Source organism: Mycobacterium sp. URHB0044 (assembly GCF_000620625.1).
Classification (GTDB): Bacteria; Actinomycetota; Actinomycetes; order Mycobacteriales; family Mycobacteriaceae; genus Mycobacterium.
On the sequence record NZ_JIAW01000010.1, the window covers coordinates 137,271 to 152,397 of the forward strand.

At 68.2% G+C, this 15,127-nt stretch carries 12 protein-coding genes; 10 read left to right on the forward strand and 2 right to left on the reverse strand.

Features of this window, described 5'->3' with window-relative positions; translation table 11 throughout:
• The first annotated feature begins 24 nt into the window (after nucleotides 1–24).
• Genes mtrA through lpqB form a run of 3 tightly spaced genes read left to right on the forward strand, consistent with a single transcriptional unit; the run spans nucleotide 25 to nucleotide 4,120 of the window.
• Nucleotides 25–711 carry a two-component system response regulator MtrA gene (mtrA, locus tag N536_RS0120795; RefSeq protein ID WP_029115371.1) on the forward strand — a complete coding sequence of 229 codons (687 nt, stop codon included), beginning with the start codon at nucleotides 25–27 and terminating at the stop codon, nucleotides 709–711.
• Nucleotides 708–2,357 carry an MtrAB system histidine kinase MtrB gene (mtrB, locus tag N536_RS0120800; RefSeq protein ID WP_029115372.1) on the forward strand — a complete coding sequence of 550 codons (1,650 nt, stop codon included), beginning with the start codon at nucleotides 708–710 and terminating at the stop codon, nucleotides 2,355–2,357. The genes mtrA and mtrB overlap by 4 nt, the downstream gene beginning before the upstream one ends.
• An 8-nt stretch (nucleotides 2,358–2,365) precedes the next feature.
• Nucleotides 2,366–4,120 (forward strand): MtrAB system accessory lipoprotein LpqB, encoded by a 1,755-nt coding sequence (gene lpqB, locus N536_RS0120805; RefSeq protein ID WP_255358473.1) that lies wholly within the window; start codon nucleotides 2,366–2,368, stop codon nucleotides 4,118–4,120.
• A gap of 10 nt (nucleotides 4,121–4,130) precedes the next feature.
• Here lpqB and N536_RS0120810 read toward each other — a convergent pair whose 3' ends face one another.
• The gene (locus N536_RS0120810) at nucleotides 4,131–4,910 is read right to left on the reverse strand and encodes an SDR family NAD(P)-dependent oxidoreductase (RefSeq protein WP_036437107.1); all 780 of its coding nucleotides are present in this window, start codon (nucleotides 4,908–4,910) and stop codon (nucleotides 4,131–4,133) included.
• Between the two features lie 103 nt (nucleotides 4,911–5,013).
• Here N536_RS0120810 and N536_RS0120815 point away from each other — a divergent pair, with 103 nt between their 5' ends.
• The 3 genes from N536_RS0120815 (at nucleotide 5,014) to secA (ending at nucleotide 9,588) form a co-directional block, all read left to right on the forward strand.
• Entirely contained in the window at nucleotides 5,014–5,637 is a 624-nt protein-coding gene (locus N536_RS0120815) for a ComF family protein (RefSeq protein ID WP_029115375.1), read from the forward strand.
• 343 nt (nucleotides 5,638–5,980) lie between these two features.
• The gene (hpf, locus tag N536_RS0120820; RefSeq protein ID WP_197040192.1) at nucleotides 5,981–6,637 is read left to right on the forward strand and encodes a ribosome hibernation-promoting factor, HPF/YfiA family; all 657 of its coding nucleotides are present in this window, start codon (nucleotides 5,981–5,983) and stop codon (nucleotides 6,635–6,637) included.
• 119 nt (nucleotides 6,638–6,756) lie between these two features.
• Nucleotides 6,757–9,588: a preprotein translocase subunit SecA gene (gene secA, locus N536_RS0120825; RefSeq protein ID WP_029115377.1), complete on the forward strand. Its 2,832-nt coding sequence runs from the start codon at nucleotides 6,757–6,759 to the stop codon at nucleotides 9,586–9,588.
• Nucleotides 9,589–9,602: 14 nt separating this feature from the next.
• On the opposite strand, the gene N536_RS39045 is transcribed toward secA, so the two are convergent.
• Nucleotides 9,603–10,055, reverse strand: a complete 453-nt coding sequence (locus N536_RS39045; RefSeq protein WP_051574665.1) for an Rv3235 family protein — start codon at nucleotides 10,053–10,055, stop codon at nucleotides 9,603–9,605.
• A 340-nt stretch (nucleotides 10,056–10,395) separates the two neighbouring features.
• Between N536_RS39045 and N536_RS0120835 the strand changes: the two genes are divergently transcribed.
• From N536_RS0120835 to N536_RS0120850, 4 genes are all read left to right on the forward strand, one after another.
• On the forward strand, nucleotides 10,396–11,805 hold the full coding sequence (locus N536_RS0120835; RefSeq protein ID WP_029115378.1) for a wax ester/triacylglycerol synthase family O-acyltransferase: 1,410 nt from the start codon (nucleotides 10,396–10,398) through the stop codon (nucleotides 11,803–11,805).
• 32 nt (nucleotides 11,806–11,837) lie between these two features.
• Complete coding sequence (locus N536_RS0120840) at nucleotides 11,838–12,341, forward strand: hypothetical protein (RefSeq protein WP_029115379.1); 504 nt, start codon at nucleotides 11,838–11,840, stop codon at nucleotides 12,339–12,341.
• Nucleotides 12,342–12,371: 30 nt separating this feature from the next.
• On the forward strand, nucleotides 12,372–13,793 hold the full coding sequence (locus N536_RS39050) for an amidohydrolase family protein (RefSeq protein ID WP_081809304.1): 1,422 nt from the start codon (nucleotides 12,372–12,374) through the stop codon (nucleotides 13,791–13,793).
• A gap of 114 nt (nucleotides 13,794–13,907) precedes the next feature.
• Nucleotides 13,908–15,062: a ferredoxin reductase gene (locus N536_RS0120850; RefSeq protein ID WP_029115380.1), complete on the forward strand. Its 1,155-nt coding sequence runs from the start codon at nucleotides 13,908–13,910 to the stop codon at nucleotides 15,060–15,062.
• The last annotated feature ends 65 nt before the right edge of the window (nucleotides 15,063–15,127 follow it).

Below are 15,127 nucleotides of genomic sequence, written 5' to 3' on the forward strand. Positions count from 1 at the left end.
GCTTTATCGCGATTCGGTGACACCATGGACACCATGAGGCAAAGGATCCTGGTCGTCGATGACGACCCATCGCTCGCCGAGATGCTGACGATCGTGCTGCGAGGGGAAGGGTTCGACACCGCGGTCATCGGCGACGGCACCCAGGCCCTCACCGCCGTCCGCGAGCTGCGGCCCGATCTCGTGCTGCTCGATCTCATGCTGCCCGGCATGAACGGCATCGACGTATGCCGGGTGCTGCGCGCCGACTCGGGTGTGCCGATCGTGATGCTCACCGCCAAGACCGACACCGTCGACGTGGTGCTGGGTCTGGAGTCCGGCGCCGACGACTACGTCATGAAGCCGTTCAAGCAGAAGGAACTCGTCGCGCGGGTGCGGGCACGGCTGCGTCGCAACGACGACGGGCCCGCCGAGATGCTGTCGATCGCCGACATCGACATCGACGTCCCCGCTCACAAGGTCACTCGGATGGACGAGCAGATCTCGCTGACGCCGCTGGAGTTCGACCTGTTGGTGGCGTTGGCGCGCAAACCACGGCAGGTGTTTACTCGGGATGTGCTGCTCGAACAGGTGTGGGGGTACCGACACCCCGCTGACACCCGTTTGGTGAACGTGCACGTCCAGCGGTTGAGGGCGAAGGTCGAGAAGGATCCGGAGAACCCGCAGGTGGTGCTCACCGTTCGAGGAGTGGGATACAAGGCCGGACCCCCATGATTTGGGGCTCGAGGCGGCGCATCCGCAGTCGCTCGGCGCCAATGCTGCGCGGGCTCGGAGCGCTTAGTCGAGCGTTGAGCTTCGCGTGGCGCCGCTCACTGCAGCTGCGCGTGGTGTCGATGACCCTCGGGCTGTCCCTGGCCGTCATCCTGGTCCTCGGTTTCGTGCTGACCAGTCAGGTCACCGACCGCATCCTCGAGGTCAAGGTGCGCGCCGCGACCGAGGAGATCGAGCGGGCCCGCAATACGGTCAGCGGCATCGTCGGCGGCGAGGAGACCCGCTCGCTGGATAGCAGCCTGCAGTTGGCCCGCAACACGCTGATCGACCGCAAGGCCGACTCGGGTGCCGGCTTGGCCGGCGCGTTCGACGCCGTGTTGGTGGTGCCCGGCGACGGCCCTCGGGCGGCGACCGCAGCGGGTCCCGTCGCCCAGGTGCCCAATACGTTGCGCGACTTCGTCAAGGCCGGTCAGGTCAGTTATCAGTACGCAACCGTGCACACCGACGGCTTCAACGGGCCCGCCCTGATCGTCGGCAGCCCCACCTCGTCACCGGTCACGAATCTCGAGCTGTACCTGATCTTTCCGTTGAACAACGAGGAGAGCACCATCGCCCTGGTGCGCGGCACCATGGTCACCGGCGGCATCGTGCTGCTCGGCCTGCTGGCGGCCATCGCGCTGTTGGTGGCGCGTCAGATCGTGCTCCCCGTGCGGTCGGCGTCACGGATCGCCGAGCGGTTCGCCGAGGGGCACCTCACCGAGCGGATGCCGGTGCGCGGCGAGGACGACATGGCACGGCTGGCGGTGTCGTTCAACGACATGGCCGAGAGCCTGTCGCGACAGATCACCCAACTCGAGGAGTTCGGAAACCTGCAGCGGCGCTTCACCTCCGACGTCAGCCACGAGCTGCGGACGCCGTTGACGACGGTGCGCATGGCCGCCGACCTGATCTACGACCACAGCGACGACCTGGAACCGGCGCTGCGGCGGTCGACGGAGTTGATGGTCAGCGAGCTCGACCGGTTCGAGACGCTGCTCAACGACCTTCTCGAGATCTCCCGCCACGACGCCGGCGTCGCCGAGCTGTCGGTGGAATCCGAGGATCTGCGCTCGGTGGTGGAGAGCGCGCTCGACAACGTCGGCCATCTCGCCAACGACGCCGGCGTCGACCTGATCGTCGACCTGCCTGCGACCGAGGTCATCGCCGAGGTCGATCCCCGTCGGGTGGAACGGATCCTGCGCAACCTCATCGCCAACGCCATCGACCACGCCGAGCGCAAACCGGTGCGGATCCGGATGCTCGCCGACGAGGACACCGTCGCAGTCACGGTGCGCGACTACGGCGTCGGCCTGCGTCCCGGCGAGGAGAAGCTCGTCTTCAGCCGCTTCTGGCGGTCCGACCCATCACGCGTGCGACGCTCCGGCGGCACCGGCCTCGGCTTGGCGATCAGCATCGAGGACGCCCGGCTGCACCAGGGCCGGCTGGAGGCCTGGGGTGAACCGGGCAAGGGCGCGTCGTTTCGACTGACCCTGCCGCTGGTGCGCGGACACAAGGTGACCACCAGCCCGTTGCCGCTCAAACCCGTTGGGCCCGACCGGCCCCCGCGTCGGCAGGCTCCCAAACGCGAACCGGCGGGGGAGCGGGCGTGAGACGCTTCCTGGCGGTGGCGTCGCTGCTGCTGATGGTGTTCACGACGGCAGGGTGTGCGGGCGTGCCGAGCTCCTCGGCCCCGCAGGCCATAGGCACCGTGGACCGGCCGGCCCCGCCCAGCCTGCCCACCCCGACGCCGGGCATGGATCCCGACGTGCTGCTGCGCGAATTCCTCAAGGCCACCGCAGATCCCGCGAACCGTCACCTCGCGGCGCGGCAGTTCCTCACCGAGTCGGCGTCACGATCGTGGGACGACGCCGGCAGCGCGCTGCTGATCGACCGCGTGGTGTTCGTCGAAACCCGCGGCCCGGAACGGGTTTCGGCCCACATGCGCGCCGACATCCTGGGCTCGCTTTCCGACATGGGGGTGTTCGAGACGGGCGAGGGCGCGTTGCCCGATCCTGGCCCCATCGAACTGGTCAAGACGCCCGGCGGCTGGCGCATCGACAGCCTGCCCAACGGCGTCTTCCTGGATTGGCAGCAGTTCCAGCAGACCTACAAGCGCAACACCCTGTACTTCGTCGACCCGACCGGCAAGACCGTCGTGCCCGACCCGCGCTACGTGGCGGTATCCGATCCGGACCTGCTGGCCACCGAGTTGGTGACGAAGCTGGTCTCCGGTCCGCGGCCCGAGATGGACAAGACGGTGCGCAACCTGCTCGGTCCGCCGCTGCGCCTGCGCGGTCCGGTCACGCGCGCCGACGGCGGCAAGACCGGAGTGGGCCGCGGCTACGGCGGCGCGCGCGTCGACCTGGAGAACCTGTCGACCACCGACCCGCACAGCAGGCAATTGCTTGCGGCCCAGATCATCTGGACGTTGTCACGGGCGGGCATCAACGGCCCCTACGTGCTCAACGCCGACGGCGCCGCGCTGGACGACCGGTTCGCCGACGGGTGGAACACCTCGGACGTGGCGGCCACCGACCCCGGCGCCGACGCGGGCGCCGCCGCGGGACTGCACGCCCTGGTGGGCGGGTCCATGGTGTCGATGGACGGCCAGAAGGCCCCGCGCGTGGCCGGCTCGTTCGGGCAGATGCCGAACCAGACGGCCGCGTCGCTGTCCCGCAGCGGGCAGGAAGCCTCGTCGGTGGTGACGCTGCGGCCGGGCGCGCCCGACATGGCGTCGTCGCTGTGGGTCGGACAGGTGGGCGGCGTTGCGGCCCAAGCCCTGGACGGACGGACGGTGTCGCGGCCCAGCTGGTCGCTCGACGACGCAGTCTGGGTCGTCGTGGACGGCAACAACGTCGTGCGGGTGATCCAGGAGGCGGCTTCGGGGCTGCCCGCCCGAATCCCCGTCGACGTCACCGCCGTATCCGTGCGCTTCCCTGGCCCGATCGCCGAACTGCAACTGTCACGGGACGGGACCCGCGCCGCGATGGTCATCGCCGGTCAGGTCATCCTGGCCAGCGTCGAGCAGACCCAGGGGGGCCAGTACGCCCTGACCTACCCGCGCCGGCTGGGCTTCGGCCTTGGCGACACCGCGGTGTCGCTGTCTTGGCGCACCGGCGACGACATCGTGGTGAGCCGCACGGATTCCCAGCATCCGGTGTCCTACGTCAATCTCGACGGCGTCAACTCCGACGGTCCGAGCCGCAACCTGCTGGCTCCGGTGTCGACGGTGGCGGCCAACCCGTCGACGGTGTACGTGGCCGATCAGCGTGGCGTGCTTCAGCTTTCGGGCGCCGCAGCCGAAGACGATCCGGCGTGGGCCGAAGTCCGGCCGCTGATGATCGCCGGGGCGCTGCCGGTGCTGCCGGGCTGAGCCTCCCGCGTCAAGCCTCGGACGCGCCCGCCATCAACCGGTGCAGGCGACCCATCACGTCGGGGTAACGCTTGAGGTGCGCACCGCCGTTGAGGTCGAGCACCTCACCGGTCAGCCACGGCGACTTGGTCATGAACAGCACCGCCTCGGCGATGTCCTCGGGTGTGCCGGTGCGGCCGAGCGCGGTGTTCTCCGCATAGTCCTCGACCGTTCCTGGAATCATCGCCGCGCCCTCGGTCAGCGGGGTGAGCACGAAGCCCGGCGCGACGGCGTTGACGCGGATGCCGCGTGACGCGAACTCCAAGGCCGCGACCTGGGTGAGCATCGACAGTCCCGCCTTGGCGGCGCAGTAGGCGCTCATTCCCGCGGCGGGCTGGCGGGCGTTGAGCGACGAGATCCACACCAGCGCACCGTCGTCCCGCAGCTGACGCCCCGCGTACTTCGCGACGATCAACGATCCCGTCAGACAGACGTCGACGACGGACCGGAACTGGTCGACCGGCATGTCGACGATGAGGCTCATGTTGCTGAAGCCGGCCGTGGTGACGACGACGTCCAGCGGGCCGGTCTTCTCGAACAGGGCCGCCACCGAGTCCTCGTCGGTGACGTCGACCCCCGCGCCGGCATGGGCCGGCCCGAGTTCCGTCGCGCGGGCCGCGGCGCCGTCGGCGTTGAGGTCGGTCACCGTCACCCGGCAGCCGTCCGACGCCAGGGCCTTGGCCGTCGCCCACCCGATGCCCGACGCACCGCCGATGACGAGTGCCGTCCGCACGCTTCCGTTCTCGGTCACTGAAGCCTCCACTTCGCCCGCACGACTGACGCCGCAACCGTAAGTGATACGGCAGCGGCCTCGGATGCGAACCGTCAGACCCCACGGGCACACTGCGGGAGTGCTGGTCGACCTGGTCCTGCCGATCGAGTGCGGTGGCTGTGGCGCGCCGTCCACCCGGTGGTGCGACAACTGCGCGCGGGCGCTGGCGGTCGCCCCCGACGAGCCGGCCCTGGTGACGCCGCGGCTCGACCCGGGCGTGCCCGTCTTCGCGTTGGGCCGCTACGCCGGCGTCCGTCGCGAAGCCATCGTCGCTGCCAAGGAACGGGGCCGCACCGACCTCATCCGACCACTCTCCGCGGCGCTGCACGACGGGTTGGATCGGCTACTGGCGTGGGGCATCGTCGAGACACCGTTGACCCTGGTGCCCGCACCCACCCGCCGGTCGGCTGCCCGGCGCCGAGGCGGAGACCCCGTCACCAGGATGGCGCTGGCCTCGGCGCCCAACGGGACGACCGTGTCGGCCGCGCTGCGGATCCGCGCGTTCACCCGCGACTCGGTCGGGCTTTCGGCGGACGACCGGCAGCGCAACATCGCAGGCCGGGTCGTGCTGCGGCGGCAGATCCGCGGCGACGTACTGCTGGTGGACGACGTGGTCACCACCGGAGCCACCGCGGACGAGTCGGTGCGGGTGCTGCACGCCGCGGGCGCCCGGGTCGCGGCCGTCCTGGCCATCGCACACGCTTGACCCGCACGGCCGGAGCGATCGACGGCGACGGCAATTACCGCGATGTCAGCTCGACGTGAAGAGTTCAAAACACGTGCCCGGAATTAGTGGCACTGGCAGGTGAACACGGACTACCGTCGGGGCCAACCACCCGTGAATAACTCACGGAGGCGTTGATCACACCAGCGCCACATCGCCTGACCGCGGTAGGAGGTGAGTCCTCGACACCTTGCGCCGGTGGGCGGCGATAGCACGGCCCTTCGGTGCGGTTCCTTCACTAGCCGGGCACGCTGAGCGTGCGACGCCGAAGAGAAACGAGTTGCCAAGTATGTCAACACAATCCGTGGAAACCGACCGTTCGACGATGGTCATGGTCGATGACGAGCCCGCAGCCGCGCTTCGCGCCGAGGTCGTCGTCAAGGGCCGAAACGTCGAGATCCCCGATCACTTCCGCACCTACGTCTCCGAGAAGCTGTCGCGCCTGGAGCGCTTCGACCGCACCATCTACCTGTTCGACGTCGAACTCGACCACGAGAAGAACCGACGTCAACGCAAGAACTGCCAGCATGTCGAGATCACCGCCCGCGGTCGGGGCCCCGTTGTGCGCGGCGAAGCCTGCGCCGACAGCTTCTACGCAGCTCTGGAGGGGGCGGTCTGCAAGCTGGAGAACCGGCTGCGCCGCAGCAAGGACCGGCGCAAGATCCACTACGGCGACAAGAGGCCGGTATCAGTGGCCGAGGCCACCGCCACCATTCCGCTGCAGGACGAGGCGCCCAGCCACGACGCGACGCCCGCCTACGAGGCGGTGCCCGCGGCCGACGTCGCGGTCGACGACCACGAACCCGGCCGGATCGTGCGCACCAAGGAGCACGCCGCCCGGCCGATGACCGTCGACGATGCCCTCTACGAGATGGAACTCGTCGGCCACGACTTCTTCCTGTTCCACGACAAGGAGAGCGACAAGCCATCCGTGGTGTACCGGCGGCATGCCTATGACTACGGGTTGATCCGGCTGGCGTGATCGCTCTCGCCTGACCCGGACGGCCCATCTGGCCTGCTTACGCTGGCTGCTTCGGCCAGTCACCTACGATGGACTTTTGTCGAACCACTAGTTCCATCGAGCCCCTAGGGGAAGTTAGCGTGCTGTCGAAGTTGCTCCGTCTCGGTGAAGGCCGCATGGTCAAGCGCCTCCGCAAGGTCGCCGACTATGTGAACACCTTGTCCGACGACGTCGAGAAGCTGTCCGACGCCGAGCTGCGCGCCAAGACCGACGAGTTCAAGAAGCGCGTCGCTGATGGTGCCGATCTCGACGACCTGCTGCCCGAGGCCTTCGCGGTGGCCCGCGAGGCCGCGTGGCGGGTGCTCAACCAGCGCCCGTTCGACGTTCAGGTGATGGGCGGCGCCGCCCTGCACTTCGGCAACGTCGCGGAGATGAAGACCGGCGAGGGCAAGACGCTGACCTGCGTGCTGCCCGCCTATCTCAACGCGCTGGGCGGCAACGGCGTCCACGTCGTCACGGTCAACGACTATCTGGCCAAACGCGACAGCGAGTGGATGGGTCGCGTGCACCGGTTCCTTGGTCTCGACGTCGGCGTCATCCTGGCGCAGATGACGCCCGACCAGCGCCGGGTCGCGTACGCCGCCGACATCACCTACGGCACCAACAATGAGTTCGGATTCGACTACCTGCGCGACAACATGGCGCACTCGGTCGAGGACATGGTGCAGCGCGGGCACAACTTCGCCGTCGTCGACGAGGTCGACTCCATCCTGATCGACGAGGCCAGAACCCCGCTGATCATCTCCGGCCCCGCCGACGGCGCCTCCAACTGGTACCTCGAGTTCGCGCGGATCGCGCCGCTGATGGAGAAGGACGTCCACTACGAGGTGGACCTGCGCAAGCGCACCATCGGCGTGCTCGAGATCGGCGTGGAGTTCGTCGAGGACCAACTGGGCATCGACAACCTCTACGAGGCCGCCAACTCACCGCTGGTGAGCTACCTCAACAACGCCATCAAGGCCAAGGAGCTGTTCCAGCGCGACAAGGACTACATCGTCCGCGACGGTGAAGTGTTGATCGTCGACGAGTTCACCGGCCGTGTATTGCTGGGCCGGCGCTACAACGAAGGCATGCACCAGGCCATCGAGGCCAAGGAGCACGTCGAGATCAAGGCCGAGAACCAGACGCTGGCCACCATCACGCTGCAGAACTACTTCCGCCTCTACGACAAGCTCTCGGGCATGACCGGCACCGCCCAGACCGAGGCCGCCGAGTTGCACGAGATCTACGGGCTGGGCGTCGTGCCCATCCCGACCAACCGGCCGATGGTCCGCACCGATCAGTCCGACCTGATCTACAAGACCGAAGAGGCCAAGTACATCGCCGTCGTCGACGACGTGGTCGAGCGGTACGAGAAGGGCCAGCCGGTCCTCATCGGCACCACCAGCGTGGAGCGCTCGGAGTACCTGTCCAAGCAGTTCACCAAGCGGCGGGTGCCGCACAACGTGTTGAACGCGAAGTTCCACGAGCAGGAAGCCGGCATCATCGCGGAGGCCGGGCGGCGCGGTGCAATCACGGTCGCCACCAACATGGCCGGCCGCGGTACCGACATCGTGCTCGGCGGCAACGTCGACTTCCTCGCCGACAAGCGGCTGCGCGACAACGGCCTCGACCCCGTCGAGACGCCCGAGGACTACGAAGCCGCCTGGGACCAGGTGCTCCCCAAGATCAAGGCCGAAGTCGAGGAAGAAGCCGATCAGGTGCGCGAGGCCGGCGGCCTCTACGTGCTGGGCACCGAGCGGCACGAATCGCGACGCATCGACAACCAGCTGCGCGGTCGTTCCGGCCGCCAGGGCGACCCCGGCGAGTCGCGGTTCTACCTGTCGCTCGGTGACGAGCTGATGCGACGGTTCAACGGCGAGACGTTGGAGTCCTTGCTCAATCGGCTGAACCTGCCCGACGACGTGCCGATCGAAGCCAAGATGGTCAGCCGCGCGATCAAGAGCGCGCAGACGCAGGTGGAGCAGCAGAACTTCGAGGTCCGCAAGAACGTCCTCAAGTACGACGAGGTGATGAACCAGCAGCGCAAGGTCATCTACGCCGAGCGCCGTCGCATCTTGGAGGGTGAGGACGTCCAGGACCAGGCCCACAAGATGCTGGTCGACGTCGTCACCGCCTACGTCGACGGCGCCACCGCGGAGGGCTACTCCGAGGACTGGGATCTCGAGGCGTTGTGGACCGCGCTGAAGATGCTCTATCCCGTCGGCATCGACCATCACGACCTGATCGACGGCGGCGCCGTTGGCGAGCCCGGTGAGCTGACCCGTGACGAGTTGCTCGACGCGCTCATTGCGGACGCCGAGCGTGCGTACGCGGTCCGCGAGGCGGAGCTGACCGAGATCGGCGGCGAGAACGCGATGCGTCAACTCGAGCGCAGCGTCCTGCTGACCACCGTGGACCGCAAGTGGCGCGAACACCTCTACGAGATGGACTACCTCAAGGAGGGCATCGGGCTGCGGGCGATGGCCCAGCGCGATCCGTTGGTCGAGTACCAGCGCGAGGGTTACGACATGTTCATGGGCATGCTCGACGGGCTGAAGGAAGAGTCGGTCGGGCTGTTGTTCAACGCCCAGGTCCAGGCGGCGGCGGCACCCACCGTTGCCCCCGTCGCGGCCCCGCCGAACCTCGCGCAGTTCGCTGCGGACGCGGCAGCGAAGGCGCAGGAGGCCAGCTCTGGCGCCGTGGCCACCGAGGAACGTCCGAAGCAGCCGCCGCCCGCGTTGCGGGTCAAGGGAATCGAGGACGGCGACGCGCCGCCGCTGACCTACACCGGGCCATCCGAGGACGGCTCCGCAGAGGTGCAGCGTCAAGGCGGCAGGCACGCCGCGCCGACGAACGGCGGTTCGCGCCGGGAGCGGCGTGAGGCCGCGCGCAAGCAGGGGCGCGACGTACCCAAGGCCCGACGGGGCTAGGACGGCCGCGTTCGTCAACCGATCTGCAACGCCGTGACGAGCCAACGCCCTCCGACGATCTCGATCCGGGCGGCGATGGCCCGCACCCTGGACCCCCGCGTGTAGGTGGCGAAGACCTCGGCCGCCGTTGCCTCACCGTCGGCGTCGGCCGCCGTGCGCATCCGCACCCGGCGCAACACGGCGCCGTCGGAAGATCTGGTTCGCGTCATCGCCACGACGGCGTCGATCAGCGTCGGCGCCAGCAGCGGCCGCAGTTGGGCGACGGGCCTGCGCCGGTCGATCACTTCGAGGATCCGCCGCAGCGCGGTGTCGGTGAAGACGGCCGCGGCGCGTGGTGGTGGTGACTCGCGGGCCGGGGGAGCGGGGACCGGCCGCAGCCGCCGCGGGGTGTGCCTGTGTAGCGCTGCGGGACGCGGCGGTGGACACACGGCGGCCGTGCCGACGAGCGGTGGTTCGTAGTCGATGATCGGCGAGGTGAAGGAATTTGCCGGGGCGAGCGAAGCGACGGGGGATGTCTGCGGGGCGAGCGAAGCGACGGGGGATGTCTGCGGGGCGAGCGAAGCGACGGGGGATGTCTGCGGGGCGAGCGAAGCGACGGGGGATGTGTCAGCAACGGGTAGACGTGATGCGGTCACGGTGGGTCTCCAGCAGTCGGGGTGAACACGAGGGCATCTGCTGGAGAGTCGCAGATGCTCTCATGATCCCACGGGGCGCGGACACGCTCGTGCACCCGTGATGCAGGGCAGGTGTTTCTCCGGTTACCGTGACGGGGTTCAGACGTCGAGCAAGGGGGAGGCCAGCGCCGTCATGGTGACGAGGTTGTCGGCGTCCGATGCGGCCTTCTACAGGCTGGAGAATTCGTCAACGCCGATGTACGTGGGTTCGCTCTCGATCCTGCGCAAGCCGCGCAGCGGGTTGAGCTACGAGACCCTGCTGGCCACCGTCGAGCAACGGTTGCCGCAGATTCCGCGGTACCGCCAGAAGGTGCGCGAGGTGGCGCTGGGCCTGGCGCGGCCGGTGTGGGTCGACGATCCCGAATTCGACATCACCTATCACATTCGGCGTTCGGCGTTGCCGTCGCCGGGCAGCGACGCCCAACTGCACGATCTCGTCGCGCGACTCGGGTCGCGGCAGCTGGACAAGTCACGTCCGCTGTGGGAGATGTACCTGGTCGAGGGGCTGGCGAAGAACCGCATCGCCCTCTATACGAAGTCGCATCAGGCGCTCGTCAACGGCATGACGGCGCTGGAGATCGGGCACGTCATCGCCGATCGGACCCAGAAGCCGCCCGAGTTCGGGGAGGACATCTGGATTCCCGCGCGGGAGCCCAGCGACGCGCGGCTGACGGCCGGTGCCGTCGGTGAATGGGTCACCCGGCCGACCACCCAGCTCGCCGCTGTCCGCTCCGCGGTCACGGACGTGGTCACCAACAGCGGGCAACTGGCCGAGGTGGGGCGCCGGTTCGCCGACGTCGCCCGCACGGTCGCGCGCGGCACCGCACCCAGCAGCCCACTGAATACCACCGTGTCGCGAAACCGCCGGTTCGCCGTCGCGAGCCACCAGCTCGAGGACTACCGCCAACTGCGCGCCCGCTACGACTGCGATGTCAACGACGTCGTGCTCGCCGTCGTGGCAGGCGCCCTGCGGTACTGGCTGATGTCACGCGGCGAGCCGGTGACGTCGGCCTCGATGGTGCGGGCGATGGCGCCGATGTCGGTGTATCCCGACGGTGAGCTCGACGGGGTCGGGCCGGGTCAGGCCATCAGCGAGGTGTCGCCATTCCTGGTCGACCTGCCCGTCGGCGAGGGCAACGCGGTGGTGCGGCTGTCGCAGATCGCCCATGCCACCGAATCGCACCCGACCGCGGCCAGCCTCGTCGACGCCAGAACGATCGTCACGCTGTCGGGGTTTGGTCCACCCACGCTGCACGCCATGGGAATTCGCGTTGCGACCAGTTTCTCGGCGCGACAGTTCAATCTGTTGATCACCAATGTGCCTGGCGCGCAGAAGCAGATGTACCTCGCGGGAACCAAGCTGCTGGAGACCTACGCGGTGCCACCGCTGCTACACGACCAGGTGATGGCGATCGGCGTGACGTCCTACAACGGCATGCTGTACTTCGGCATCAACGCCGACCGCGACGCGATGAGCGACGTGGACGTGCTGCCCGTTCTGTTGCGTGAATCGCTCGACGAATTGCTGGAGGCTGCACGCTAATCGGCGTTCGGGGCTAGTGCCGCTACAGTCGCCTGGTGCGCGTCTACATCCCGGCGACCCTGGCCATGTTGCAGAAGCTCGTCGCCGACGGGTCGATGCACGCGCGCAGCGGCACCGCATTCGCCGTGACTCCGACGTTGCGGGAGTCCTACGCCGAGGGTGACGACGATGAACTCGGCGAGGTGGCGTTGCGCGAGGCGGCATTGGCGTCGCTGCGACTACTGGCGGCGGAGGGCACTGAAGTTGGACTCCCGCCGAGGCGCGCGGTTCTCGTCGCCGAGGTGGACGACGTCACCGCCCGGCCGGATCTCGACGACGCGGTGGTGCGCCTGGCCGGTCCCGTGGGCATCGCGGACGTGGTCGCGACCTACCTCGACAACGCCGCGGCCGAGCCGGCCGTGCTGGCCGCCGTCGAGGCCGTCGACGCCGCCGATCTCGGAGACGAGGACTCGGAGTTCATCGTCGGCGACGCCCAAGACCACGACCTCGCCTGGTACGCCAGCCAGGAGCTGCCGTTCCTGCTCGAGCTGCTCTAAGCGCCACACCGACGGACGGGGAGGGTGTCGATGAGGAACCTGCGCCTGGTCGCGACTCTCGTGTTCGTCTTCGCCACGTTCGGCTGTACTGCCGGGGATGGTGATACCTCGTCGAGTCGGTCGGAGCCGCCCGAACAGCCGCCGGAGACGTCGCCGGCCGTTCCCGCGACGGGGCCGGAGGCGCGTGCCACCGAATTCCGCAACGTCCGCGTCTTCGACGGTCACAGCGACCACTTGTCGGCGCCGTCGAACGTATTGGTGAGGGGCAACCGGATCGCCCGGATTTCCACCGATCCGCTGCCGACGGAGCCCGGTGAGGCGATCACGGTCATCGACGGTGGCGGCCGCACCCTGATGCCGGGTCTGATCGACAACCATTGGCACACGATGTTCGTGCGGCCCTCGCCCGCCCAGGTGATGTCATCCGATCCCGGTTACGTCAACCTGCTCGCCGGTGCCGAAGCCCAGGACACGCTGCTGCGGGGTTTCACCACGGTGCGCGATCTCGGGGGTCCAAGTTTCGGCCTCAAGCAGGCGATCGATGAAGGCGTGATCGACGGTCCACGGATCTTCCCATCCGGCGCGATGATCACCGTGACCAGCGGACACGGTGACTTCCGAACGCCCGCCGACCTTCCGCGCACGCCAGGGGGGCCGCCCTCGCGTCAGGAGGAGCTGGGCGCCACGATGGTCGCCGACGGACCCGACGAGCTGCGGATGCGCACCCGGGAGCAGCTCTTCCTCGGTGCGTCTCAGATCAAGCTGACCGCCGGCGGCGGCGTCTCGTCACCGCATAGCCCACTCGACGTGATCACCTTCACCGAACCCGAGTTGCGCGCCGCCACTGAGGCAGCAGCCAACTGGGGCACCTACGTCACCGTGCACGCCTACACCCCGGCCACCATCGCCCAGGCGGTTCGGGCGGGCGTGCGCTGCATCGAACACGGTCACCTCATGGATGACGCCACCGCGAAACTGTTGGCGGACAACGACATCTGGCTCAGCACGCAGCCGCTGCCCGAGGAAATGATCGGCGCCTTCCCGCCGGGATCCGAGGAAGCCGCCAAGGCTCGTGAAGTGATTGCCGGCGTGGACAACGTGTACCGGCTGGCGCGCAAGTACGGCATCAAGACGGCGTTCGGGACCGACATCCTGTTCTCGCCGCAGCTGGCTCCCCGGCAGGGTGCGCTGCTCGCCGAGCTGGACAAATGGTTCACGCCGGCGGAAGCGCTGACGATGGCCACCGGCACCAACGCCGAGCTTCTCGCGATGTCGGGCGAGCGCAGCCCGTACAAGGGCAAGCTGGGTGTGGTGGCCGAGGGCGCGCTGGCCGACCTGCTGCTGGTGGATGGTGACCCGCTGACTGACCTGCGGCTGGTCGCGGACCCCGCTCGCAACTTCAACGTCATCATGAAGGACGGCCGGGTGTTCAAGAACACGCTGGCGCACTGATCGTTCTTGGTGCAGGCCTAGATACGACACCGTAAGTTACGGTACCGTAGGTTAAATCCATCGGGCCCCAGACTCCGGCCTCGGAGTTACGCGATTATGTGAGCAGGAGCCTTCATGGCCAAGAACGAGATCAAGATTTCCGCCAACGTGGTCGACACCGTGCGGCCCGCCATCGCAGGTGCGGATCGGCATCCCGCCTTGCACGCGCTGCGGTCCATCGCCGAACGCATCACCACGCCGCTGCTGCCCGACGACTACCTGAAGCTGGCCAACCCGTTGTGGTCGGCGCGGGAGTTGCGCGGCCGCGTCCTCGAGGTGCGCCGCGAGACCGAGGACTCGGCAACGCTGGTGATCAAGCCGGGGTGGGGCTTCTCCTTCGACTACGAACCCGGTCAATACGTCGGCATCGGTGTCTTGATGGACGGCCGTTGGCGGTGGCGGTCCTACTCGCTGACGTCGAGTCCGGTGACCTCGGCGCCGACGGTTCGTTCGGCCAAGACCATCACCATCACGGTCAAGGCGATGCCGGAGGGCTTCCTGTCCAGCCACCTCGTCGGCGGGTTGTCGCCGGGCACCGTGGTCCGCCTGGCCGCCCCGCAGGGCAACTTCGTCATGCCGGATCCAGCGCCGCCGTCCGTGCTGTTCCTCACGGCAGGTTCGGGCATCACGCCCGTCATGTCGATGCTGCGCACCCTGGTCCGTCGGGACCAGCTCGGCGACGTCGTCCACGTCCATTCGGCGCCAACGGAATCCGACGTGATGTTCGCCGCGGAGCTCGCACAGTTGGCTGACGCGCACGACGGATATCAGCTCCGGCTGCGCACCACCCGTACCGAGGGCCGTCTCGATCTGTCTCGGCTCGCCGACGAAGTGCCCGACTGGGAGCTGCGCCAGACCTGGGCGTGCGGACCCGAGGGCATGCTGAACGAGGCCGAGAAGACGTGGTCGGCGGCAGGCCTGAAGGATCGTCTGCATCTGGAGAGGTTCGCGGTGTCGCGGGCGGCAGCGCACGGCCAGGGTGGCACGGTCCAGTTCGCCCGCAGCGGGAAGACCATCACGGTGGACGCCGCAACGCCGTTGATGGACGCGGGCGAGACCGCCGGAGTCCGGATGCCGTTCGGCTGCCGGATGGGCATCTGCCAATCGTGTGTCGTGGAACTGGTGGATGGCCACGTCCGCGACTTGCGCAGCGGCGTCGAGCACGAGCCGGGCAACCGGATACAGACATGCATTTCCGCAGCGTCCGGCGATTGTGTCCTGGACGTCTAACTTTTACTGGCTAGTAACCTACGGAGTCGTAGGTTACGGTAGCGTAGGTATTGAAAGGAGGCGAA